Raw genomic sequence first — 22806 nt, 5'->3', positions numbered from 1 at the left:
CACTCCCGCAAAACCTATGAGTGTCGTCCTGAAGCGACGCCGCGGTCGTGTTGCGGCACCTTTGTGCGCTTATCGAAGGTTCCTCACGTTACTCTGAATCTCGCTTCCAGCAGATCGACTTCCCTGACCAGCTTGCGCGCCGCCTCGTCTGTGAGGCTCCGGCTGCGAACAATGCGATAGATCTCGTCGCGTTCGGCACGCAAGCCGGCCAGGCGCAGCCTGCGTTCGATCTCGTCGATCTTCCGGGCGAGATCGCGCTCCTCGCCAGTCTTGGAACGGCCATCGATGCGCTGGCGGTAAAGCTCCATGATCCGCGCTCCGGCATCCACGTAAAGATCGGCGTCGCTGCGTCCCTCGCCCATATCATGCTGGGCCCGCTCGACGGCCCGGATCGCCGCCTCGGACGCGGCGATCCGGGCGCGGTCTTCGTCTTCCTGATGCGAAGGCTCCGGCGGCAGTTCCAGCCCCTTGAGAAGATGTGGCAGGCCGATGCTGGCGGCGACGAGCGACAGGATGATCACGCCGGCGGCCAGGAAGATGGCGAGGTCACGCGCCGGAAACGCTGTCCCGTCGGCCATCACCAGCGGCAAGGTCAAAACGCCGGCGAGCGTGATCGTTCCGCGCACGCCTGCAAGCGACATGGCGGCGATCAGACGCCAACTCGGCGTGACGAGAGCTTCACCCCGGCGCGCAGCCCGGAACAAGGTGAAACGCAGCGAGGTCCAAACCCAAAGAAGCCGCAATGCCGCAAGCGCCAGGTTGATGGAGACGACGTAGACGAGGAGCCAGGCCGGCTCGTGATGCCCGGTCTCGTGCACGACCTGCGCCGCCCCGGCCAGGATCTGAGGGAGCTGCTCGCCCAGCAGAACGAAAATGATTCCGTTGGCGGTGAACTGGACCGTGTCCCAGACGGCGCTGCGACGGACACGGGTGACGGCGAGCGCTTGTCCGGTCTGCTCCACATAACTCATGGTGATGCCGGCCGCGACCGCGGCGAGAATCCCCGAACAATGAAGACGCTCGGCCAGAAGATAGGCGGCGAAGGGGATCAGCAGACTGATCAGGATCTGCGAGCCGGTTTCTTCCCCGAATTTGCGCGAGATCCAGTTCTTCGCCTTGGTCGCCGACCAGGTCACTCCCGTGCCGATCGCGATGCCGCCGATCGCAACCCAGAGGAATGTGCCGGCGGCCTCGGCGAGGGAGAATGTACCGGTCAGGGTCGCGGCAACCGCGAAGCGCATGCAGACCAGGCCCGACGCATCGTTGAGCAGCGACTCGCCTTCGAGGATGTGCATCAGCCGCTTGGGAATGGGCACTCTGGCAGCAATGGCCGACACCGCGATCGGATCGGTGGGCGAGACGATGGCCGCCAGCGCGAAAGCAACCGCCAGCGGCATGGCCGGGATCATCCAGTTCACCAGGAAGCCGACGCCGACCACGGTGAACACGACCAGGCCGAAGGCAAGCTCCAGGATCGTGCCCTTGTCCCGGAACACACCCTCCTTGGGGATGCGCCAGCCGTCCAGGAACAGGAGCGGCGGCAGGAACAGCAGGAAGAAAATCTCCGGTTCCAGTTCGACGCCGAGATTGGCCACCGACGCGATGACCACGCCGAGCGCGATCTGAAAAAGGGGAAGCGGTAGGGCGATCGGCGACATGCGCGCGAGCGCACCGCTGATCACAACGGCTAGCAGAAGGATCAAGGCAACTGAGATCGTCTCCACGTCTGCTCCAGTCCCGGTTGCATGGGCGCGGCCTGTCGATAGCCGGCTTCATCCCGCGCTCGGGACCGGACCCATCTCGCCTCCCACGTCGATCGGCCGCGTATGCAGGAGCCCTATGGTGAAGGTTCATGGCGGCCGTAGTGCGGATTCCGGTCGAGCGAACTCAGCCAGGGGAGGATGAAGCGCAGGTTTGTCGCACAAATGATGGTAGCGTGTCGGCGACATTTTTTCCGGCACTGGAGTTTTGGAACGGCGGCAAATGCAAGCGGTTCTGAGGTCCGGCATGTTCAAGCTGGCGCACGCCGGGTAGTTCGGCGACTCTCCGTCCGTGGGTCGGGGTTACCGTCTCGACAATCGTCTGCCGCCCGAGCCTCGCACGATCCGACACGGCAGGCCGCTACCGCTCGACCGTCGGAGTACGGCACCGAGATTGAGCTTCACCTATGACCTTTTGGCCCATCGGCGAACTTAACCTCGATCAAAGACGTGCCGTGGGGAACCGGCGACCAAGCAGGCTCGGCACGAAATGGCGCTCACGTCGCTGGCGCGCGGGCCGAACCTCGTCGAGCATTCCATAAGCACCATGGTCTCCCAAAGGCCGTAGCAAACAGCAGGATCTCGTAGAATGACCTCTGACCGGCCACATGCCCACGATCACAACGGTCATGCCGATCACGCTGGCGGCCGGCGCCAAGACGATCGTCACACCGATCCCAAGATCGTGGCAGCGGCCGGTTCCAGTCATTCTGAGCATGCCGGGCACGATCATGGTGCGATGGTCGCCGACTTCCGCCGAAGGTTCTGGGTCACACTCCTTCTCACGCCGCCGGTCCTGCTTCTGTCGCCGATGATCCAGCACTGGCTTGGCGTTGCCGAGACGCTGGCCTTTGCGGGAGATGGACTGGTTCTCTTCGCTCTTTCAACGATCGTCTATGTTTATGGGGGTTGGCCGTTTCTCAGCGGCTTCCTGTCCGAGCTGCGCAAGGGACAGCCCGGAATGATGACCCTGATCGCGCTGGCGATCTCGGCCGCCTACTTCTTCTCGGCCGCCACCACCTTTGGCTTTCCGGGAGAGCCATTCTATTGGGAGCTCGTGACTTTGGTCGCGATCATGCTTCTCGGCCACTGGGTCGAGATGCGCTCCGTGATGGGTGCATCGCGCGCGCTCGAGGAACTGGTCCGGCTGCTGCCTGACAGCGCTACGAAGATCGGCGCCGACGGCTCGATGCAAGAGGTCTCCATCTCCGCATTGCAGCCGGGCGATCGGGTTCTCGTCCGCCCGGGCGCCAAGGTGCCCGTCGACGGGAAGATCATCGAGGGGTCGTCCGGCTTCAACGAGGCGATGCTGACCGGCGAATCCCGCCCGGTTTCCAAGACCGTCGGTGCCACCGCCATCGGCGGCGCGATCAACGGCGCCAACGCCGTGACCATCGAGGTGACCGCCACGGGCGATGCCACCTATCTCGCACAGGTCATCGATCTCGTGAAGAAGGCGCAGGCGACGCGCTCCAGGACGCAGGACATCGCCAACCGTGCTGCCTCGTGGCTCACTTACATCGCCCTTACCGTAGGCTTCGGGACGCTCTTCGTCTGGTGGCTCGTTCTCGGCGCGTCGCTTGAATTCGCGCTCGAGCGCATGGTGACGGTGATGGTCGTCGCCTGCCCGCATGCGCTCGGGCTTGCCGTTCCGCTCGTCGTCGCCGTCAGCACCTCGCTCAGCGCCGGAAACGGACTTCTGATCCGTGACCGCGCGGCCTTTGAACGCGCGCGCAATCTAAATGCGGTGGTCTTTGACAAGACCGGAACGCTGACCGAGGGCCGGTTTGGCGTGAGCGACATCGTGCTGCTCGCCGGCGGTGACGAGAACGAAGAACTCGCCTTGGCGGCAGCGGCCGAGAGCCAGTCCGAGCATCCGATCGCCCACGGCATCGTCGCCGAGGCCAGGGATCGCAACTTGACCGTCCCGAAGGCAAGCGAGGTCAGCAACATCACCGGAGAGGGCATCGTCGCAAAGGTTGACGGCGACGACATCCGTATCGTCAGCCCCGGCCACCTCGCAAGGCAGGGCAAGGCGATCGGCCACGAGCGGCTCAAGCAATTGGAGGCCCAGGGCAAGACAGTGGTCGTGCTCGTCCGCGACGGCGAGCCGCGCGCGCTGTTCGCGCTGGCCGATATCGTCCGGCAGGAATCGAAGGAGGCCATCGCCGAACTGAAGGCGCTCGGGATCAACTCCGTGATGCTCACTGGCGATGCCAAGGGGGTCGCGCAAGCGGTGTCGGACGAACTGGGCATAGCTGAATATTTCGCCGAGGTGCTGCCGGATCAGAAGTCCGAGAAGATCAAGGAATTGCAGGCGCGCGGACTGCAGGTTGCCATGGTTGGCGACGGCGTGAATGACGCGCCGGCGCTGGTCGTGGCCGATCTCGGGATCGCCATCGGCGCTGGCACTGACGTTGCCGTGGAATCGGCCGACGTCGTCCTGGTCAGAAGCGATCCGCGCGATGTGGCCGCGATCCTCGGCCTGTCACGCGCCACCTACCGCAAGATGGTACAGAACCTGATCTGGGCGACCGGATACAACGCAATTGCCATCCCGATGGCGGCCGGCATCACCTTCGGAACGGGTTTCCTGATGACCCCAGCCGTCGCCGCCGTCTTCATGTCGGCCAGCACCGTCATCGTCGCCATTAACGCGCAGTTTCTGCGGTTCTACCGGAAGAAATGAGGAGCATGATCCATGCGCCTGATCCTTCCCTTGCCCGGAAACGAAATCTTCGCCCGACATCTTGCCGAGTCCGGGGGATGGGAACTGGGTGCGATCGAGACGCGCCGCTTTCCCGACGGCGAGACCTACGTTCGGATTCTCTCCAATATTGCGAACCGTCCCGTCGATCTCGTCTGCACCCTGGCGCCGCCGGATGACGGGTTCCTGCGTCTCGTTTTCGCGGCCGATGCGGCCCGGTCGCTCGGTGCGCGCGAGGTCACGCTCGTTGCGCCCTATCTCGCCTATATGCGGCAAGACCGTCGCTTTCTGCCCGGCGAAGCGGTGACCTCGAAGACCTTTGCCCGCCTCGTGTCCTCGACCTTCGACCGGTTGGTGACCGTCGACCCGCACCTTCATCGCTATGCCGCTCTTTCCGCACTCTACACGATCCCGACAGAGACGCTTCATGCCGCGCCGCTTCTCGCCGACTGGATCGCGGCTGAGGTGCAGAAGCCTCTCATCATCGGGCCGGACGAGGAAAGCGAGCAGTGGGTCTCGGCCATTGCCGCGCGCATCGGCGCACCCCATGCAGTTCTAAGCAAAACCAGGCACGGCGACCGCAGCGTCGACGTCGAGCTCCCCGACCTCTCGCAATGGAGCGGCCTCCGGCCGGTCCTCGTCGACGACATCGCGTCGTCCGGCGACACGCTCTTTGAAGCCGCATGCAAGCTTCCGCTCCAGGGGTTCGCGCGGCCCGTCTGCGCCGTCATCCATGGCCTCTTCGCCGAGGATTCCTACCAGCGCTTATTGGCCGTCGCCGACAGAATCGTTTCGAGCGATTCTGTCCTGCATGCGAGCAACGCCATCCGTCTCGCACCCCTGATAGCCGCCGCCATCTCGGCCGCCCGGAATGTCCCGCGGGATATTGTCCGCCACAGGCGGCCGGCCGAACCGCTCGATGAAGTCGAACGCGCCGGCATCGACTCCTTTCCGGCCAGCGATCCTCCGCCATGGACAAGCGGCGTCAGTCGAACGCGGACGCCGGTCCCACAACAAGGAAAAGGTGATAGCGCAACATGAGTGAAATGACATCGGACGCATTCGCGATCTGGCAGAAGGGCTACGGGCCCATCGAGCACAGCGCCGAGACGGTCGAGCGTGTTGCAGCACTCGCAGCCTCGGGATACATGGCGCCCGACAGGCTCTACCGGCTGCTCGCCGCTGCCGACCGTCTGGCCTGCGCGGCGATGTGGACCGTCGTCCACATGACCTATGCCAGCCGGGTCAATCTCTCCGGCGCGCCGCTGCCGGCCGCTGCGTTCAAGCCGACGCCTGAAGGCCATACCGGTGGCTCGCTCAACATGGTTCCTGCTTTTGTCGGCTATCTCACCGCCAACGCGATCACCGCCAAGACCCGCTCGTGGCTGATGGGGCAAGGCCATTGCGTCGCAGCGATCGAGGCCGTCAATGCGCTGACTGGCGACGTCTCGCCGACGCAGAAAGGCCGCTACGACCGGACCGAGAAGGGGCTCTCTCAGCTCGCGGCCGACTTCTATTCCTATGCGATCGATGCGGAGGGTCGCGCCGCGGTCCCGCTGGGCAGCCATGCTGGTCCCAACACCGCCGGGGCGATCTCGGAGGGAGGCTATCTTGGTTTCGCGGAGGTGCAATATGTGCACATGCCGCTTCCCGGAGAGAGTCTCATCGCCTTCCTGAGTGACGGTGCCTTCGAGGAGCAGCGCGGCTCCGACTGGACACCCCGCTGGTGGCGCGCCGAGGATTCCGGCCTCGCGATCCCCATCATGATCCTCAACGGACGCCGCATCGAGGAGCGCGCTCAGATTGCCCAGCAGGGCGGGGCCGACTGGCTCGCGGCCCATCTTCGCCATAACGGCTTCGATCCCTTCGCGATCGACGGCCGCGACCCGGCCGCGTTCGCCTGGGCGATCCTCACGGCCGAGGAGCGGCTCGGACGTTTCGCCGCCGATGCCGATCACGTCTATCCCGCGCCCATCCCCTATGTGATCGCCAAGACGATCAAGGGGTTCGGCTTTCCGGGCGCCGGCACCAATGCGGCGCACAACCTTCCGATCGACGGCAACCCGTCGCGCGATGACGCGGCACGAAACGCCTTCAACGAAGCTGCAGCAGCGCTCTTCGTTCCGCTGCAAGAGATTGACCGCGCGGTTGGCGCGCTTGCCATTCACGACCCGCAGAACCGGCCGCTCGAAAGCCGCCATCCCCTCGCACTGCGAAGCCCGCCGTCACCCCAGCTCCCCGAACCCGAATGGATCCGCGTGGGCGATGCTCCGGACTGCGCCATGCATGCGCTAGACCGCTGGTTCGTGCGCGTCGTCGATGCCAATCCGGATTTACGGCCGCGGCTCGGCAATCCCGACGAGTTGCGCTCCAACCATATGGGCGCCGCGCTCGATCGTCTGCGGCATCGCGTCAACGTCGCCGAGCCCGGGGTAGCCGAAGCCGTTGATGGCGCCGTCATCACCGCGCTCAACGAGGAAGCAGTTGCAGGTGCGGCGCTCGCCAACAAAGGCGGGCTCAACCTGATCGTCAGCTATGAGGCCTTCGCCATGAAGATGCTGGGCGGCCTCCGTCAGGAGATCGTCTTCGCCCGGCGTCGTCGCGAGGTCGGTCAGGAGTCCGGCTGGATCTCGGTGCCCCTCGTCGTCACCTCCCACACCTGGGAGAACTCCAAGAATGAGCAATCGCACCAGGACCCGACGATTGGCGAGGCACTGCTCGGCGAGATGTCGGACACAGCCCGGGTGCTCTTTCCAGTCGACGCGAACAGCGCAATGGCCGCGCTGCGATCGGTCTATGACGGACGCGGCCAGGTAGCCTGCCTGATCGTATCGAAGCGCGACATGCCGCACCGGCTCGACGGCGAGGCGGCTGGCCGGTTCGTGTCCGAGGGCGCGGCCCATATCGATGGCAATCCCGGCGAAGCCGACCTGCAACTGGTGGCGGTCGGGGCCTATCAGCTCGAGGAGGCGCTCAAGGCGTCACGACGCCTCTCGGCCCGTGGCCTCAAAGCCGTCGTGACGGCATTGGCGGAACCGGGTCGCTTCCGTGCGCCGCGCGACCCGATCGAGGCCGCCTTCACCGCGAGCGACGAGGATCTCGCCGCACTATTTCCCCCGCAGCTTCCCCGCGTCATCGTCACTCATACGCGGCCCGAGCCGATGCTTGGTCTGTTGAGGCGGCTGGACGGGGGACCGCTGAGAACCGCCGCGCGCGGCTATATCAGCCGGGGCGGCACGCTCGATGTCGACGGCATGCTGTTCGCCAATCGCTGCTCCTGGGCTCACCTGATCGATGCGGCGACCCCGCTTGCCGGTTGGTCACGCGACGATCTGCTCACGCCCGCCGAACGCGCCGCCGTCGACAGTAGGGGTAACCCCGCCGATCTTTTCCAACCCGTGATCTGAAGGCCGCCATGCTTACGCTGACCTCGCTGGGCGGTGCCGGCACCGTCACTGGCTCGAAACATCTCCTGACTCATGATGGAAAGCGCATCCTGATCGACTGTGGCCTGTTCCAGGGCCTCAAGAACTTGCGCGAGCTGAATTGGGAGCCCTTGCCGGTCGAGCCCTCCAGCATCGACGCCGTCGTGTTGACCCATGCCCATCTCGACCATTCCGGCTATCTGCCGAAGCTGGTGCGCGACGGCTTTCGCGGCCGCATCTTCGCAACCGAGGCCACGCGCGATGTGGCCGAGCTGATCCTTCAAGACAGCGGCTATCTGCAGGAGAAGGACGCCGAATACGCCAACCGCAAGGGATTCTCGAAGCACAAGCCGGCCTTGCCGCTCTACGGAGTTCGCGACGCGGAACGCGCGCTCGAGTTCTTCTCAGCCGTTCCCTTTGGAAAGCTCGTTCAGCTTCCTGGCGGTGCGACGCTGATGTTCCGCCATGCTGGGCACATCCTGGGCGCTGCAACCGCGGATATCGGCTGGGCCGGCCGTCGCGTTACCTTCTCCGGCGATCTCGGACGCTACGGCGATCCGGTCATGCCGGATCCCGAGCCAGTCTCGGAAGCCGACTTCATTGTCATCGAATCCACCTACGGCGATCGCATTCATAAACCGGGCGACATCACCGAGGTTCTCGGCGCGGTGATCGAGCGCACAGTCCAACGCGGCGGCACCGTCGTGATCCCGGCCTTCGCGGTCGGCCGCGCACAGTCGCTGCTCTATCATCTGTGGAAGCTGAAGACCGCCAGCAGGCTGTCGAACATTCCGATCTATCTTGACAGCCCTATGGCGATCGACGCGACCGATTTGCTTCATGCGCACCCTGCTGATCATCGCCTCACACCGGAGGTCTGCGGCGCGATCTGCGGAATTGCGACGTATACGAGAGATGTCGAAGGGTCCAAGGCGATCACGGCGAGCCCCTATCCCAAGGTGGTGATCTCGGCGAGCGGCATGGCGACCGGCGGTCGCGTGCTCCATCATCTGAAGGCTTTCGCGCCCGAACAGAAGAACACCATCCTGTTCTCCGGCTTCCAGGCCGTCGGAACGCGCGGACGTGCCATGTTGCAGGGTGCAAGCGAGATCAAGATCCACGGCCAATGGATTCCCGTTCGCGCAGAGGTCGACGATCTGACGATGCTCTCGGCTCACGCCGACGCCAACGACCTGATGCACTGGCTCTCGGGTTTCCGTCACAGCCCCTCGCGTGTCTTCATCGTGCATGGCGAGCCCGAAGCCGCTGAGGCGCTGCGCGTACGCATCGACAGGGATCTCGGATGGAGCGCGAGCGTTCCCCGTCAGGATCAGGTGTTCGATCTATGACCGCAGCCCTCGAACGGACCGACGCCCTTGCACAGCCGATGCTCCGCGCCAAGCGTCTTGGCCTGCACACCCAGCATCAGGCCGTGGTCATCATGCGCACAGACTGCCATGTCTGCCGTTCGGAGGGCCTTGCCGCACGCTCGCAGGTTCTTGTTTCGACAGGCAATCGGGAGGTGCAGGCAACGCTCTTTCAGATAGAGGGCGGCGAATTGATCGCGCTCGACGAGGTCGCTCTTTCTGAGACCGCCTGGACGATCCTCGGCATTGCGGACGGCGAAGCCGTTAAAGTCACACATGCGCCGGCGATCGAATCGTTGGCAAGCGTGCGCCGGCGCATCTACGGCAACCGCCTCGACGCATCCGCCTTCACGGCGATTGTCAAAGACATTGTCGCCGGACGATACACCGACGTGCATCTTGCCGCATTCCTGACGGCGGGCGCCGCCTTGCCTCTGGACGAGCAGGAGACCGCCGATCTGACCGGCGCGATGGTCGAGGTTGGCGAGCGTATGCGCTGGGATGCCCCGATCGTCGTCGACAAGCACTGCATCGGCGGCCTGCCGGGCAATCGCACCACGCCGATCATTGTCGCAATCGTCGCAGCGCAGGGCCTCATCATGCCCAAAACCTCTTCACGCGCGATAACCTCGCCGGCAGGCACGGCCGATACGATGGAGACGCTCGCTCCAGTCGACCTCGACATTGCGACGCTCCGGCGCGTGGTGGAGGCTGAAGGCGGCTGCATCGCCTGGGGTGGCGCGGTGCATCTCAGTCCCGCCGACGACATCTTCGTGCGCGTCGAGCGTGAGCTCGATGTCGATACCGAAGGCCAGCTCATCGCGTCCGTGCTGTCGAAGAAAATTTCCGCGGGCTCGACCCATGTGGTGATCGATATTCCTGTCGGCCCGACCGCCAAGGTCCGCAGCGAGGAACTCGCCGGTCACCTCGCCGAACGCATGGGGGCGGTCGCCGCGCGTTTCGGCCTGACCGCGATATGTCTCCAGACCGATGGTTCACAGCCGGTCGGCCGGGGGATCGGGCCGGCGCTCGAGGCTCTCGATGTCCTGGCTGTCCTTCAAAATGCCGGCGATGCGCCGGACGATCTCAGGAGGCGCGCCGCGACGCTTGCGGGTGCAGCGCTCGAAATCGGCGGAAAAGTGGCAACGGGTGAAGGGACTCGGCTGGCGCTCGAAACGCTCTCCGACGGGCGCGCCTGGGCGAAGTTCGAAGCCATCTGTGAGGCGCAGGGCGGGATGCGGACACCTCCGACTGCGTCCAACGTCCATCCGCTTGTGGCCCCGCATGCAGGACGCATCGTCCATATCGACAATCGAAAGCTCGCCCGGCTTGCAAAACTCGCTGGAGCGCCCGAGGCCAAGGCCGCCGGCGTTCGCATGGACGTGCGGCTGGGCAACGAGATCGACAAGGGCCAGCCAATGCTTCATGTCCATGCCGAGACGCGTGCCGAACTCGCCTATGCCCTGGAATACGCCGCCCGGTCCGGCGATATCGTCAAGGTCGAGGCATGAGGCGGCAATTGGTTCTCGCCGGCGTCGTGGCAGCGCTTTGGGATCAATTCTATCGGTGCGACAAGGTGCTGCTCAGACGAACAGGCGACCGTCATGATCAGCTGCGCTGATGACGTGACTTATCCATCACGGGCCACGCCATGGACTTCTTGATCCTGCAGCTCGGTCTGGCACTTGCCATTGGCTTGCTCGTCGGCCTGGAGCGTGGGTGGCGCGAGCGCGACACGCCGGATGGCGGCCGCGCGGCGGGCATCCGAACATACGGCATCTCCGGACTGCTCGGCGGCGTGGTGGCGGCTCTCAGCGCCAGCCTTGATGCTCCCTCCATTCTGATCGCCGGCTTCCTCGCCTTCACCGCGGTCTTCGCCTGGTACAAGGCACGCGAGTCCCTCCACGATGAGGATTACAGCGTGACCGGCATCATCGCCGCGCTGGGCGTGTTCGCCTTGGGGGCGCTTGCCGTCGTCGGGGATCAGCGCGCCGCCGCCGCCGGTGGGGCCGCGCTCGCCGCGGTTCTCGCCAGTCGCGAGCTTCTGCACGGGCTTCTCAGGCGAATTTCCTGGATCGAGCTTCGTTCGGCTCTGGTGCTCGCGGTGATGACGGCGATCATCCTGCCGCTGCTGCCCGATCGAGCCGTCGATCCCTGGGGCGGCTTCAATCCCCGGCAGGTGTGGCTCTTCACCGTGCTGACGGCGGCGATCTCCTTCCTCGGCTACATCGCGGTCCGGGCTCTCGGCACGACCCGGGGTATTCTGGTCAGCGGTCTTGCCGGAGCCGTCATCTCGTCCACCGCCGTAACTCTGTCGCTGGCGCGGATCGCCAAGACCGGAACGAATCCCTGGCCGCTGGCAGGTGCCGCGATCCTCGCGGCGGGCGTATCCGTGATACGGGTCACGGCAATCGTCGCCATCGTCGCGCCGTCGGTGCTGGGCGTCGCGGGTCTGGCCATCCTGGCCGCAATCGGCGGCTTTGCGACCTGCGGCATTCTCCTCCTGCTGTCGCGCCACACCATTTCGGGCGAAGGTACGCAACCGCCGCGCAACCCCTTCGAGGTGGGGCCGCTGATGTTGTTCGCGGCGCTCTTCGCGGTCGTCTCCACCGTGAGCGCCGCTCTTTCGGTCGGAAGCAGCAGCGGGATGGTGGCGACCTCCGCCATCTCGGGAATATTCGATGTCGACGTGGCAGTGCTCAGCGCGTTGCGGCTGCTCGGACAGCCGGCAACCATGGAGGCGGTCGGACACGCCGTGCTTCTGGCGCTCGCTACGAATGCCATTGGCCGCCTGGCCGTCGCCGCCGTTGCGGGACCGGTTCGCTTCTGGCTCCCGCTGGCGGCCGCTACGGTGGTGGCCATTGCGCTCGGCTACGCTGCCTTTGCGACGCTGCCGCATTTCGAGTGGCCGGGACCGTCAGCCGTGATCGGCTCTTGAATGGACGAGGCGCGGGCATATACCGTCGTCCCGCACCCGGACCGCAGATTTGCCGAGGACGGAGCTCCGTGCCTGAAGTCGCGTCAGAACTCCCACCGTCTGCTCGATCTCATGTTGTTCGGACGGCATGATCTGAGAGCACAGTTCGGTGATCTCGGCGTCGTTGATCTCGGCTTCACGGCGCATCGGGATGGCTCCGGAATGGTGGACGGCTCCCAGCGTTTCCGCACCGAACAACGCACTACAGCGCCGGTCCGCTCCAGGCCAGCGGACCAGCGCCTGTCCTTGCCCCGAGAGAAAGGCGCGTCAGCCGGGCTGAACCTCTGCGGGATAGCCTGCCGACTTGAGCACCGCGCTGATTTGTTCGACGTCTGCCTTGCTCTCCAGCTTTACGGTCTTCAGCGCCGTGTCGACGTCAATCCTGGCGTCGACGTCGATGCTCTTGAGAGCTTTGGTGACGGTCGCAGCACAACCGCCGCAGTTCATGTTGGGGATTTTCAGATAGACCATGGCCTTTTTTCTCAATTTGGCACTCCGTGAGTGAAGGTGGTGCTTCCAACAATGGGAAGGTCAATAGGTCTGCCCGCCGAAAAAATGCACCAGTCGGCGTTGACCTTCCCATTGTTGGAAGCACCATGTTCGCGGTCAGCTGTGATTCAAGGAGCTGACGACATGCTGACCTCAACCGCATTCGCCTCTCCATCCGCAACGTTGCGGCTACGCATCGAAGGCATGACCTGCGCTTCGTGCGTGGGGAGGGTCGAGAAGGCCTTGAAGGCACTGCCAGGGGTGACGCGCGTGTCGGTCAATCTCGCGACGGAGCGCGCCGAGGTCGATTTTTCCGCACAACCCGACCCGGTTGCCGTGGTCGGCGCGGTCGAGACCGCCGGCTACGAGGTCGGTAGCGAGACGGCGGAACTCGTCGTCGAAGGAATGAGCTGTGCGTCCTGTGTCGGACGCGTTGAGAAGGTCTTGAAGGCGCTTCCCGGCGTTCTTGATGCATCGGTCAACCTCGCCACGGAGAAGGCGCGGATCCGGTATCTCGACAATTCTGTTTCCGCCTCGGATATGATTGCTGCGGTAGTAAGCGCCGGCTACGGCTCGCGTCTGGTGACGAATGGGGCGGTTGCCGAGGATCGGGAGGCCGCTCGGCGCGAGCGGGACATGCGGTCGCTGCGCAATGCGCTGCTGCTCGCGGCGGTCCTTACCGTGCCGGTCGTGGTTCTCGAAATGGGCAGCCACTTGGTTCCGGCAATCCATATTTGGGTGATGGAGACCATCGGGCAGCAGGGGAACTGGTATCTGCAGTTCGCTCTGACGACGCTGGTATTGTTCGTCCCCGGTCTGCGTTTCTTCATCAAGGGCGTCCCGGCGCTGCTGCGCGGCCGCCCTGACATGAACACGCTGGTCAGCCTCGGCACCGGAGCGGCCTGGGCCTATTCCGTGGTCGCGACCTTCGCGCCTCACCTGCTGCCGGAAGGCACCCACAACGTCTATTACGAAGCGGCGGCTGTGATCGTCGCGCTGATCCTGCTCGGCCGTTGGCTCGAGGCGCGCGCAAAAGGGCGCACGAGCGAAGCGATCAGACAGCTGATGGACCTGCAGGCAAAGACGGCGCAGGTCCTTCGCGACGGGAAAGCGGTACAGGTTGCCCTGTCCGAGGTCGTTGCCGGCGACATTGTGCAGGTGCGTCCCGGCGAGCGGGTGCCGGTCGATGGCGACGTGCTCGATGGTTCTTCCTTCGTGGACGAGTCCATGATCACGGGCGAGCCGATCCCGGTTCAGAAGGGCGCGGGCGCGGCAGTCGTCGGCGGCACGATCAACAAGACGGGCAGCATCACCTTCCGCGCCACTAAGGTCGGCGGCGACACCGTGCTGGCGCAGATCATCCGCATGGTCGAAGCCGCGCAGGGCTCCAAGCTACCTATCCAGGCGCTGGTCGACCGCGTGACCGGCGTCTTCGTGCCAATCGTCATAGGAATCGCGGCACTGACCTTCGCAATCTGGCTGGTGTTCGGTCCCGATCCGGCGCTCGCCTTCGCGCTGGTCAACGGCGTCGCTGTCCTGATCATCGCCTGCCCCTGCGCCATGGGTCTCGCTACGCCGACGTCGATCATGGTTGGCACGGGACGCGCCGCGAGGATGGGCATCCTGTTCCGCAAGGGCGAAGCGCTCCAGACGCTGAGGAGCGCGAAGGCCATCGCGCTCGACAAGACGGGCACGCTGACGAAGGGGCGGCCGGAGCTGACCGACCTTTCGCTGATTAACGGGTTCGGGGAGTCCGACGTCCTGTCTCTCGTCGCCGCCGTCGAGGAACGCTCCGAGCATCCGATTGCCGAGGCCATCGTCGCCGCCGCGAAGCTGCGCGCTCTCACCTTTGGGACCGTCCAGAACTTCGAGGCGGTTCCGGGCTTCGGCGTCGCTGCGACCGTCGATGGCCGTCAAGTCGAGATTGGCGCGGATCGCTACATGAAGAAGCTCGGTTACGACCTCGCGGAGGTCGAGCCGGTCGGCCAGAGTCTGGCGAGCCAGGGCAAGAGCCCGCTCTATGCCGCGATCGACGGCCGGCTCGCGGCAGCGATTGCCGTCGCCGATCCGATCAAGCCGACGACACGCGATTCCATCGCAGCGCTGCATCGGCTGGGGATCAAGGTAGCGATGATCACCGGCGACAACGCCAGAACCGCCACCGCCATCGCCAGGCAACTCGGTATCGACGAGGTGATGGCGGAGGTTCTGCCGGACGGCAAGGTCAAGGCGATCAAGGCGCTGCGCCAGCGCTTCGGAACCGTGGCCTTTGTCGGCGACGGCATCAACGACGCTCCGGCGCTCGCCGAGGCCGATGTGGGCGTCGCGATCGGGACCGGCACGGATGTGGCGATCGAAGCGGCCGATGTTGTGCTGATGTCAGGCGATCTGCGCGGCGTGGTCAACGCCATCGCGCTCAGCAAGGCGACGATCCGCAACATCAAGCAGAACCTGTTCTGGGCATTCGCCTACAACGCCAGCCTGATCCCGGTGGCGGCCGGCATCCTCTATCCGTTTAGCGGAACGCTGCTCTCGCCGATCTTCGCGGCAGGCGCCATGGCGGCATCGAGCGTCTTCGTGCTCGGCAATGCGCTCCGTCTGAAGCGCTTCCAACCGCCGATGACCGTGGACTCCACTCCCGCGAGGCGGGCGCATCGGCCGGCGCTTGTTCCGGCCGAGTGACCCCAGCCGAGCCGCAGTAGGAGAGTTTGGAACATGCACATCGGTGAGGCAGCGAAGCGTTCGGGCGTCAACTCCAAGATGATCCGATACTATGAATCCATCGGACTTACGGAAACGGCAACCCGACAGGAATCGGGGTATCGTGACTATTCGGACAATGACGTTCATGCGCTCCGCTTTATCCGTCGGGCTCGGGACCTCGGCTTCTCTGTCAAACAGATCGGCGATCTTCTCGCGCTTTGGCGCGACCGGGATCGCAGCAGCGCCGATGTGAAGGCAATCTCCCTCCAGCACGTGCGGGACCTGCAGGACAAAAGGCAGGCCATAGAGGACATGATCGCGACGCTCAGCAACCTCGCTCAGCATTGCCATGGCGACGGACGACCAGACTGCCCGATCATCGCCAATCTCGCCGATGCGGACGTCGAACTGCGTGAGCCACAGGCCGAGAGCCGTCCGAGCAAAGCTCCCATCGCTCCCCTCGAAAGGGGCCACCTCGGACGGACGTCCGCTCGTAGGGCCTGACCTTGGAAAAGCGAAGAATAAGCCTCCCGCCCTGCCGCGGCGGCATCGATGGAACTAGATCGAATCAAGCCTGCCGGCCATGCTGGTGTCTTCGCCAGATCCTTCGACTCAATTCTCCAGCATCTCCGCAGCCGCCCTCCGCGTCGTGGAATCTTCCTGATCGAGCGATGGCGCAAGGTCTCCGCGTCTGACTGGGCAGTGCCCGATTTGGCGGCCCGTCAGGCTGTGCCCATCGCCGACTTGGATCGCGGCTTCCGCAGTATCATCGCGACAAGATAAAGCGACATGAGCGCTCCGCCGAAGCAGAAGACGGAGATATAGGCATAGGCAAAGAATGTGTATGTCACCACAAGAACACCCAGGACCAGCAAGCCAAAGACCTTTACGGCACGGTCACGCGACAACAGGAATGGAACGGTGACGAGCGCAGCGTAGATGCCATAGGTTGTTTCGCGCGTCACCACGAAGTCGAGGAGATTGACATCCCGATAGCGGACTGCCCTTTCGAGGAACGTTGTCGTCAGCCAGCCTTCATGTGCGAAATACGGCACATATTGCAGTGCGCCTAGCATGCCTCCGGCGATAGCAAAGAACAAATAGAGGCTCCGACGCCGCCCGTGCTCGATGAAGTAGGTCGAGACCGGCGCGCCGACCGGCCACGCGAGCCAAGTGAAGAACATGTAGGCTAGCGAATAACGCGTCACGAGGTCCTGATCGCCCCACTGCCCGGCAGTCCATACGAGCCCTTCCGTCGCTTGCTGGAGACCGAACAGGAATGGCAGGGCAGCGATCGCGAGGTATCGCCGATCGGTCTGCCAGGCGCGATAGGTGCTCAAAACTCCGGCAGGCATCAGAATCGCGGCGGCCGTGAAGCTCGCTTCTGCGGACAGGCACATCTCAGATCATAGCCTTACAGGACCTTTTTTCCCGAGATACTGAGATCATCCTTGAATCCTGGTCCGGCAACACCTTCAACGATCATGCGAATCGCATCATGCTCGTATCGGGACCGAATATCGCCTGTGACATGCACGATCCCGCCCTCGACAGCGACAACCGGCTGGGCTGACAGAGCCGAAGCGGTTTCGGCGAGGCGTGCGACAATGGCGCGCCGCACAGCCTCGTCGCCTCGGATCTCGGCATCCGGCTTGCCGGTCGCAATGACCTTCAAGAGATCGGCCCGGCTGACGATGCCAACCAGTCGCTCTTCGCGCATGACCGGCAGGCGCTTGATGTCATGCTGGTCGATCAGCGTGACGATCTCGTGCACATCGGTGGTCTCGTCGATCGTGATGACATTCGTCGTCATGACATCGCCCACCTTCCAGCTCCGGCTCTTCACATAGGCCCTCGCAACCGCATCGGCGTCTTGCGACGGATTGGGGAACGCCTCTGCGGTTCCGAGCTCCGTGCGCCGCAGGAGGTCGCCTTCGGTCACAATGCCGGCAAGCACGCCATCATCGGCAAGTACGGGGACCCCGCTCACATGTTCAGACAGCATAATCTGAGCCGCGTGCCATACACTGTGATCTGGACTCACGGTCGTCGGCACCTCTGTCATCAGATCCTTTGCGTTCATCGTTCAGCCCACGTCCCTCTGCATTGCAGAACCCTGCGTTGATCGTTCTCGGCACCTGGCCCCGCGTTCTCTACCCGGAATCGGTACAAGCAATCGGGGCCTTTTCGCCGCTCGATTCGAACCAGCGTCGGCCGCTGCGGTCAGCGCATATAGGCTTCCGTCGCATAGCGGCGCATCATGCGCTGACTGTTGAAGGTCGCACCGATCTTGCTGATCGACTGCTTCATCATCCAGATCCAGCGCGCCCTGTCATTGTAATAGAGCGGAAGAACGACGGACTGCAGCTTGTCGAGAAGCGCCGAGGCGTCTCCTGCTCCCGGCGGGTGTCCTTCGATCGCCCACCCTGTAACTCCCTCGACCCAACCCTCGATCCACCAACCGTCAAGGACGCTGAAGTTCAACACGCCGTTCAACGCCGCCTTCATGCCGCTGGTGCCAGAAGCCTCCAGAGGTGGAAGTGGCGTATTCAACCATATGTCGCTGCCCGAAACCATCGCAGCGCCAAGTTTCATGTCGTAGCCGGGCAGGAATGCCACGGGCACGACACCGGCAAGCCGCTCGATGTGCCGGTGAAAGCTCTCGATCAACCGGTGCCCGGGTTCATCGCGCGGGTGAGCAAGCCCGGCCAAGACGACCTGGAACGGCTGGTCCTGGGCAATTGTCATCAATCGCTCGAGGTCGCTGAAAAGCAAATCCGGTCGCTTATAGGCCGTCATCCGCCGCGCAAGCCCGATAAGCGGAACATCCGCATGCATCAGCGTGCCAGTTGCATTCCTGACGTGTTCGACAAGTTCCGATTTTGCCACCTGGTGGGCGTTCCACACATCCTCATCAGCCAATTGGTCCGCAAAGGCCAGGAGCTCGGGCTCGTGAGCCCAGTGCGGGAACCGCGCCACATGGAGTTCCGCCAGTGCCCGATGCGTCCACGTGTGGGCATGAACACCATTGGTGATCGAGCGTATTTGATAGCCCGGAAACATCTTCCGGGTGGTCTCTGCATGCCGACGCGCCACGCCGTTGACATAGCCGCTCAGATTCAGGGCGAGTTGCGTCATATTGAGCCGATCCTGGCCGGCCAGCTGTTTCAACTCGTCGACTTCCAGGTAGTCGCCCAGTACGCGGTCGATGAGAGCGTAGTCGAACTTGTCAAACCCTGCCTCGACCGGAGTATGGGTCGTAAATACGCATTTTTCTCGCACCACGCCGCGATCATAGAGACTTCCGCCAGGAGCGAGATCGTCGGTCGGTCGGCGTGTTTCCCGAAGCAACTGCAGCGCAAGAAGCGCCGCATGTCCCTCGTTCAAATGGTAGGTGCGGATCGAGAAGCCGAGCGCGCGCAACGCGAGCAGGCCTCCGATCCCGAGCACGATGTCCTGCTTCAGCCGATAGGCATCGTCGCCGCCGTAGAGGCGGTCGGTTATTTTCCTGTCCTCAGCAGCGTTCTGGTCGAGGTCGGTGTCCAGCAGCAACACCGGAACGGCGTGCCCGATCGGGCATGCCAGGCGGTAGAGCCTCGGCTGGATCCAGACGCTCCGCCCCTCCATGGAAATGGCCACCATGGCGGGAAGCGGATGTGTCGAGTCCGTCGGCGTCCATGGATTCGGCTTATCGATCTGCGCGCCACCGGCGCTCAGCTCCTGGCGGACATAGCCTTCTCGACTGAGTAAGGTCACGAAGACCATCGGGAGGTTCAGATCAGCCGCTGAGCGGGCCGTGTCGCCCGCCAGGACGCCAAGCCCGCCGCTATAGGTGTGAATGTCTGGACGGAGCGCGATCTCCATCGAAAAGTACGCGACAGTCGTGTGATAGAGGAAGGGTTCGAGGGCTTTCATGAAGGTCCCCTATTCCCATTCCAGCCAGACTGGCCGGATATCGCGGCAGCCCGGCATCGCACAAAGGCTCGATCGCGTCCAAACCTGCCGCCTACCATCGCCGGCCAAAGCCAGAGCACACCAAGATCACTTTTCAGTTCGCTCTGCCATGGACGCCCGAAGCAGCCGATGAACACTATGAGGCTTTCTTCGCAGCTGCGGCGCTTTTCAAAGCGAGTTTGCTCTCGGGTTCTGCCGATGTGACCTCGGCTTCGGCTCGCAGCCAATGCTCCAGATCGCAGCCATTCGGACTGCCTTCGCCCACCCAGATTTCATATGCGCGGTGCTCGATCTTCAGCTTGAGAGGGCTGTCGACCGGACTTTCCTGCTCTGTGCTCATTGTCTCGTCTCTCCTTTTCTGCGCGCCATCACGCCCGCCCAATACAGGTCTCCTGCGTTCCGCCGCATGTCATTGATGCAGGTTAAAGATGGCCTCGGGCTCAGCCAGCCCGATGGCCTGCCAAGCCCGACGCCGGACGCGAGGTACAACTTCGATGCCACCCACGCCGGCGCGATCGGTGAGCGGATGCCGACGCCATGGGCTGCGTTCGAGGAACGTCGCCGGATCGGCGAACAGCGATTTCTGTACGCTTTAAATTACTGCATGCCGCTGTCGGATCCCGACACATGGCAGCTTGCCGCCAATATCGCCTGGCCGGCTCCGAAGGCCGCCGATCTCCCCAGATGCTCACGCCGATCCTCTCCTTGAATGTGAAGTCGGAAGCGCAGGCAGCTTGATTGTCACGCACCGAACAAGGTGGCGCAGTGAGACATTCGCCATTCTAGCGTTGGTCGGAAGATCGAAGGGCTCCGGCGAGGCGATATTGACTCAGATCAAGGCTAGGGAGGTCGTCCGCCAATACTTAGATCTGTTCTAATGTGGGGCAACTCGGATCCCGAAGGCACCGCCGTATGCGAAATCTAAAACGTGCATTTTTGGGCGTACTCGCGCTCTTGGCCCTATTGTGGTTGCTTGCAGAGCCAACAGTCTTTCAATCAGCCACATTCTTTAGCCTTCGTGAAGCGATGATGCAGTTCACCGGCATCGTCACGATCGGCTGCATGAGCCTCGCGATGGCTCTGGCGTTGCGGCCGCGTTGGCCGGAATCGTGGTTTGGCGGCCTTGACAAGATGTATCGTCTTCACAAGTGGCTCGGTATCACAGCCCTTGTGGGTGCCATCGTCCATTGGCTCTGGGCCCAAGGTCCGAAATGGGCGGTGGGCTGGGGCTGGCTCGAGCGTCCGGTACGCGGCGAGAGGCCTCCGATTGAGAACCCCGTCGAAGCATTCTTCGCGAACCTTCGCGGTTCCGCGGAAGGCGTCGGCGAATGGGCCTTCTATGCTGCCGTGCTGCTGATCGCGTTAGCGCTCATCCGGTATTTCCCTTACCGGCTTTTCTATAAGACGCACCGCCTCCTTGCCGTCGCCTATCTAGTGCTTGTCTTTCACGCTGTTGTACTGACCAGGTTCAGTTATTGGACATTGCCAGTCGGCTGGTTGACAGCGGTGCTGCTCGCCGCTGGCACATGGGCGGCCGCCATCGTCCTTCTGCGCCGGGTGGGTGCCGACCGGCAGGTGAAGGGCAGGATCGCCTCTCTGCATTATTATCCAGGCGTGCGAGCGCTCGAAACCGAGATCGAGGTGCCGCAGGGATGGCCGGGACATAAGCCCGGCCAATTCGCCTTCGCCACGTCCAACGTCGCGGAGGGCGCCCATCCCTACACCATCGCCTCGGGATGGCATCGCGAAAGCCAAAGAATCTCCTTCATCACCAAGGAGCTGGGCGATCACACTCGCCGCCTGCGCGAAAAGCTCAGTGTCGGGCAAGACGTGAAGATTGAAGGACCCTATGGCTGTTTTACTTTCGATGATGACTGCCCACATCAAATATGGATAGGCGGCGGAATCGGTATCACGCCCTTTGTTGCGCGCATGAAGCATATGGGGTTGCAGAAGGAAGCGCCCGACTGGCCTGAAAGGCAAACCGCGGACCTCTTCCACAGCACCGGCGATGTCGACGAAGAAGCCCTCGGCAAGCTGGCCGCAGATGCAGAGTCCGCCGATGTCCGACTGCATGTGTTGGTCGATGCGCGCGACGGTCGCCTGACGGGAGAGCGCATTCGAGCCGCCGTGCCGAAATGGCGCGAAGCGAGCATCTGGTTTTGTGGGCCGACGGGCTTCGGCGAAGCGCTGAAACGCGACTTCGCTGCGCACGGCTTTCTCGTGGGTCGGCGCTTCCACCAGGAACTCTTCGCGATGCGATAGAGCGGCGCTTACACGTCGCCGAATTTCCAGACCGGGATGTCGAGCTTGCGGGCCTTGTCGGCAAGCTTCTCCTGAATGCCGGTGCCCGGGAAGACTATTATGCCAATCGGCAGAACATCGAGCATCTGATCGTTGCGCTTGAACGGTGCAGCCTTGGCGTGTTTCGTCCTGTCGGGTCTGAACGCGACCTGCGGAACCTTCCGATGGCCGGCCCAGCGGGCGGCGACACGCTCGGCCCCCTTCGACGATCCACTTCTGGCGCACCGCGAGTTCGTCGCGGAAATAGCCGAGATCGGCGATCGGCCCGGCGAAGGAGGTGAGGCCCAGCTTGAGGAAAGCGTGGAACACTTCGGGCGGCGTGCCCCAGTCCCGCCTGTCCGCCTGCGGATGATCATCAGGAATGCTCATCGGTGCCTCCGGCCGGGATTGGCCGCAGCGCCCTGAGCGCGTTTAGGATGACGGCGACGTCGATCAGTTCCTGCGTCAGCGCGCCCTGCACCGGCGGAAGGAACCCGAGGGAGGCAACAGCCATCGCCATGACCGACAGACCGATCCCGGCGATGACGCTCTGCAGCGCGATCCGCTTCGTGCGATGAGCCAGGAAAAGCGCGTCGGCCAGCCGGTCGAGCCGGTCGACAAGGAGAACGATGTCGGCCGCTTCCGAGGACGCTGCCGAACCCCGGGCGCCCATCGCGACGCCGACATCAGCCGCGGCGAGCGCAGGCGCGTCATTGACCCCGTCGCCGACCATCATCACCGCGGCGGCGGCGCGTTCGCGCAGGACGACCTCCACCTTGGCGGCCGGGTCCAGCTCACCCTGCGCGGCGTCCAGTTGCAGCCGGTGTCCGACATCCGCCACGACATCGTCGCGATCGCCGGAGGCAAGGACGATGCGGCGGATGCCGGCCTTGCGGAACGCGGCGAGCACGCCTGCGGCATCGGGGCGGATGGGGTCGGCGAGCGTGATGATGCCCGCCACGGTGCCATCCACGGCCACGGCGACCACCACGGTTCCCTGAGCGAGCCCGGTCCCCAATGCACGCGGATTGCCCGCGGCACTGCGGGAGCGGACGAAGTCGCTGCCGCCGACCACGACACGCCGGCCTGTGAATCGGCGTGGAATAAGGACCCCGTTTTAGGGGTTATCGGCGTCCAAACG

General features: G+C 63.8%; 17 protein-coding genes and 2 pseudogenes. 9 read left to right on the top strand and 10 right to left on the bottom strand.

What is annotated here, in order from left to right; genetic code table 11:
• Positions 1-83 precede the first annotated feature (83 nt).
• Positions 84-1724, bottom strand: a complete 1641-nt coding sequence (locus KHC23_RS20855) for a Na+/H+ antiporter (protein ID WP_213375407.1) — start codon at positions 1722-1724, stop codon at positions 84-86.
• A gap of 625 nt (positions 1725-2349) precedes the next feature.
• On the opposite strand from KHC23_RS20855, the gene KHC23_RS20850 reads away from it, so the two are divergent.
• The 6 genes from KHC23_RS20850 to KHC23_RS20825 all read left to right on the top strand — a co-directional run bounded on the left by KHC23_RS20850 (position 2350) and on the right by KHC23_RS20825 (position 12197).
• A complete protein-coding gene (locus KHC23_RS20850) occupies positions 2350-4449 on the top strand; it encodes a heavy metal translocating P-type ATPase (protein ID WP_246544834.1) in 2100 nt (699 codons plus the stop codon).
• A gap of 12 nt (positions 4450-4461) precedes the next feature.
• On the top strand, positions 4462-5508 hold the full coding sequence (locus KHC23_RS20845; RefSeq protein ID WP_213375406.1) for a ribose-phosphate pyrophosphokinase: 1047 nt from the start codon (positions 4462-4464) through the stop codon (positions 5506-5508).
• Positions 5505-7874, top strand: coding sequence for a phosphoketolase family protein (locus KHC23_RS20840; RefSeq protein WP_373878527.1), 2370 nt, complete (start codon positions 5505-5507; stop codon positions 7872-7874). The genes KHC23_RS20845 and KHC23_RS20840 overlap by 4 nt, the downstream gene beginning before the upstream one ends.
• Positions 7875-7882: 8 nt before the next feature.
• Complete coding sequence (locus tag KHC23_RS20835; protein WP_213375405.1) at positions 7883-9241, top strand: MBL fold metallo-hydrolase RNA specificity domain-containing protein; 1359 nt, start codon at positions 7883-7885, stop codon at positions 9239-9241.
• Positions 9238-10770, top strand: a complete 1533-nt coding sequence (locus KHC23_RS20830) for a thymidine phosphorylase family protein (protein ID WP_213375404.1) — start codon at positions 9238-9240, stop codon at positions 10768-10770. The genes KHC23_RS20835 and KHC23_RS20830 overlap by 4 nt, the downstream gene beginning before the upstream one ends.
• Before the next feature lie 140 nt (positions 10771-10910).
• A complete protein-coding gene (locus KHC23_RS20825; RefSeq protein ID WP_213375403.1) occupies positions 10911-12197 on the top strand; it encodes an MgtC/SapB family protein in 1287 nt (428 codons plus the stop codon).
• Here KHC23_RS20825 and KHC23_RS20820 read toward each other — a convergent pair.
• Positions 12177-12383 (bottom strand): hypothetical protein, encoded by a 207-nt coding sequence (locus KHC23_RS20820; protein WP_213375401.1) that lies wholly within the window; start codon positions 12381-12383, stop codon positions 12177-12179. The two genes, KHC23_RS20825 and KHC23_RS20820, sit on opposite strands and share 21 nt — an antisense overlap.
• 120 nt (positions 12384-12503) lie before the next feature.
• A complete protein-coding gene (locus KHC23_RS20815) occupies positions 12504-12707 on the bottom strand; it encodes a heavy-metal-associated domain-containing protein (RefSeq protein WP_213375400.1) in 204 nt (67 codons plus the stop codon).
• A gap of 162 nt (positions 12708-12869) precedes the next feature.
• On the opposite strand from KHC23_RS20815, the gene KHC23_RS20810 reads away from it, so the two are divergent.
• Entirely contained in the window at positions 12870-15407 is a 2538-nt protein-coding gene (locus KHC23_RS20810; protein WP_246544833.1) for a heavy metal translocating P-type ATPase, read from the top strand.
• Between the two features lie 33 nt (positions 15408-15440).
• Positions 15441-15932 (top strand): Cu(I)-responsive transcriptional regulator, encoded by a 492-nt coding sequence (cueR, locus tag KHC23_RS20805; RefSeq protein ID WP_213375398.1) that lies wholly within the window; start codon positions 15441-15443, stop codon positions 15930-15932.
• Between the two features lie 218 nt (positions 15933-16150).
• Here cueR and KHC23_RS20800 read toward each other — a convergent pair whose 3' ends face one another.
• The 4 genes from KHC23_RS20800 to KHC23_RS24925 form a co-directional block, all read right to left on the bottom strand.
• Complete coding sequence (locus tag KHC23_RS20800; protein ID WP_213375396.1) at positions 16151-16828, bottom strand: DUF6629 family protein; 678 nt, start codon at positions 16826-16828, stop codon at positions 16151-16153.
• Positions 16829-16842: 14 nt separating this feature from the next.
• Positions 16843-17511 (bottom strand): CBS domain-containing protein, encoded by a 669-nt coding sequence (locus KHC23_RS20795; protein ID WP_213375394.1) that lies wholly within the window; start codon positions 17509-17511, stop codon positions 16843-16845.
• 140 nt (positions 17512-17651) lie between these two features.
• On the bottom strand, positions 17652-19343 hold the full coding sequence (gene glgP, locus KHC23_RS20790) for an alpha-glucan family phosphorylase (RefSeq protein WP_213375392.1): 1692 nt from the start codon (positions 19341-19343) through the stop codon (positions 17652-17654).
• A 175-nt stretch (positions 19344-19518) separates the two neighbouring features.
• The gene (locus KHC23_RS24925) at positions 19519-19722 is read right to left on the bottom strand and encodes a DUF2934 domain-containing protein (protein WP_213375390.1); all 204 of its coding nucleotides are present in this window, start codon (positions 19720-19722) and stop codon (positions 19519-19521) included.
• Between the two features lie 686 nt (positions 19723-20408).
• Between KHC23_RS24925 and KHC23_RS20780 the strand changes: the two genes are divergently transcribed.
• Positions 20409-21647: a ferredoxin reductase family protein gene (locus KHC23_RS20780; RefSeq protein ID WP_425514568.1), complete on the top strand. Its 1239-nt coding sequence runs from the start codon at positions 20409-20411 to the stop codon at positions 21645-21647.
• 8 nt (positions 21648-21655) lie between these two features.
• Here the strand turns inward: KHC23_RS20780 and KHC23_RS20775 are convergent.
• From KHC23_RS20775 to KHC23_RS20770, 3 genes and pseudogenes are all read right to left on the bottom strand, one after another.
• A pseudogene (locus KHC23_RS20775) lies at positions 21656-21898 on the bottom strand (SLOG family protein); the annotation flags it as partial.
• Positions 21876-22055, bottom strand: a pseudogene (locus KHC23_RS24565) (chromate transporter); the annotation flags it as partial. The pseudogenes KHC23_RS24565 and KHC23_RS20775, both read right to left, overlap by 23 nt.
• Entirely contained in the window at positions 22042-22740 is a 699-nt protein-coding gene (locus KHC23_RS20770; RefSeq protein ID WP_309299195.1) for an HAD-IC family P-type ATPase, read from the bottom strand. The pseudogene KHC23_RS24565 and the gene KHC23_RS20770, both read right to left, overlap by 14 nt.
• Positions 22741-22806: the final 66 nt, after the last annotated feature.

The sequence above is a fragment of the Ancylobacter dichloromethanicus genome (genome assembly GCF_018390645.1).
GTDB lineage: Bacteria > Pseudomonadota > Alphaproteobacteria > Rhizobiales > Xanthobacteraceae > Ancylobacter > Ancylobacter dichloromethanicus.
The sequence above is the reverse complement of the archived record's forward strand: the minus strand, read 5'-3'. Positions and strand labels throughout refer to the sequence as shown.

Excerpts from the sequence above, each read along its gene's own strand:
- KHC23_RS20850 (WP_246544834.1), top strand. The coding sequence starts at position 2,350 with ATGACCTCTGACCGGCCACATGCCCACGATCACAACGGTCATGCCGAT.
- KHC23_RS20845 (WP_213375406.1), top strand. The coding sequence starts at position 4,462 with ATGCGCCTGATCCTTCCCTTGCCCGGAAACGAAATCTTCGCCCGACAT.
- KHC23_RS20840 (WP_373878527.1), top strand. The coding sequence starts at position 5,505 with ATGAGTGAAATGACATCGGACGCATTCGCGATCTGGCAGAAGGGCTAC.
- KHC23_RS20835 (WP_213375405.1), top strand. The coding sequence starts at position 7,883 with ATGCTTACGCTGACCTCGCTGGGCGGTGCCGGCACCGTCACTGGCTCG.
- KHC23_RS20830 (WP_213375404.1), top strand. The coding sequence starts at position 9,238 with ATGACCGCAGCCCTCGAACGGACCGACGCCCTTGCACAGCCGATGCTC.
- KHC23_RS20825 (WP_213375403.1), top strand. The coding sequence starts at position 10,911 with ATGGACTTCTTGATCCTGCAGCTCGGTCTGGCACTTGCCATTGGCTTG.
- KHC23_RS20820 (WP_213375401.1), bottom strand. The coding sequence starts at position 12,383 with ATGCGCCGTGAAGCCGAGATCAACGACGCCGAGATCACCGAACTGTGC.
- KHC23_RS20815 (WP_213375400.1), bottom strand. The coding sequence starts at position 12,707 with ATGGTCTATCTGAAAATCCCCAACATGAACTGCGGCGGTTGTGCTGCG.
- KHC23_RS20810 (WP_246544833.1), top strand. The coding sequence starts at position 12,870 with ATGCTGACCTCAACCGCATTCGCCTCTCCATCCGCAACGTTGCGGCTA.
- cueR (WP_213375398.1), top strand. The coding sequence starts at position 15,441 with ATGCACATCGGTGAGGCAGCGAAGCGTTCGGGCGTCAACTCCAAGATG.
- KHC23_RS20800 (WP_213375396.1), bottom strand. The coding sequence starts at position 16,828 with ATGTGCCTGTCCGCAGAAGCGAGCTTCACGGCCGCCGCGATTCTGATG.
- KHC23_RS20795 (WP_213375394.1), bottom strand. The coding sequence starts at position 17,511 with ATGAACGCAAAGGATCTGATGACAGAGGTGCCGACGACCGTGAGTCCA.
- glgP (WP_213375392.1), bottom strand. The coding sequence starts at position 19,343 with ATGAAAGCCCTCGAACCCTTCCTCTATCACACGACTGTCGCGTACTTT.
- KHC23_RS24925 (WP_213375390.1), bottom strand. The coding sequence starts at position 19,722 with ATGAGCACAGAGCAGGAAAGTCCGGTCGACAGCCCTCTCAAGCTGAAG.
- KHC23_RS20780 (WP_425514568.1), top strand. The coding sequence starts at position 20,409 with ATGATGCAGTTCACCGGCATCGTCACGATCGGCTGCATGAGCCTCGCG.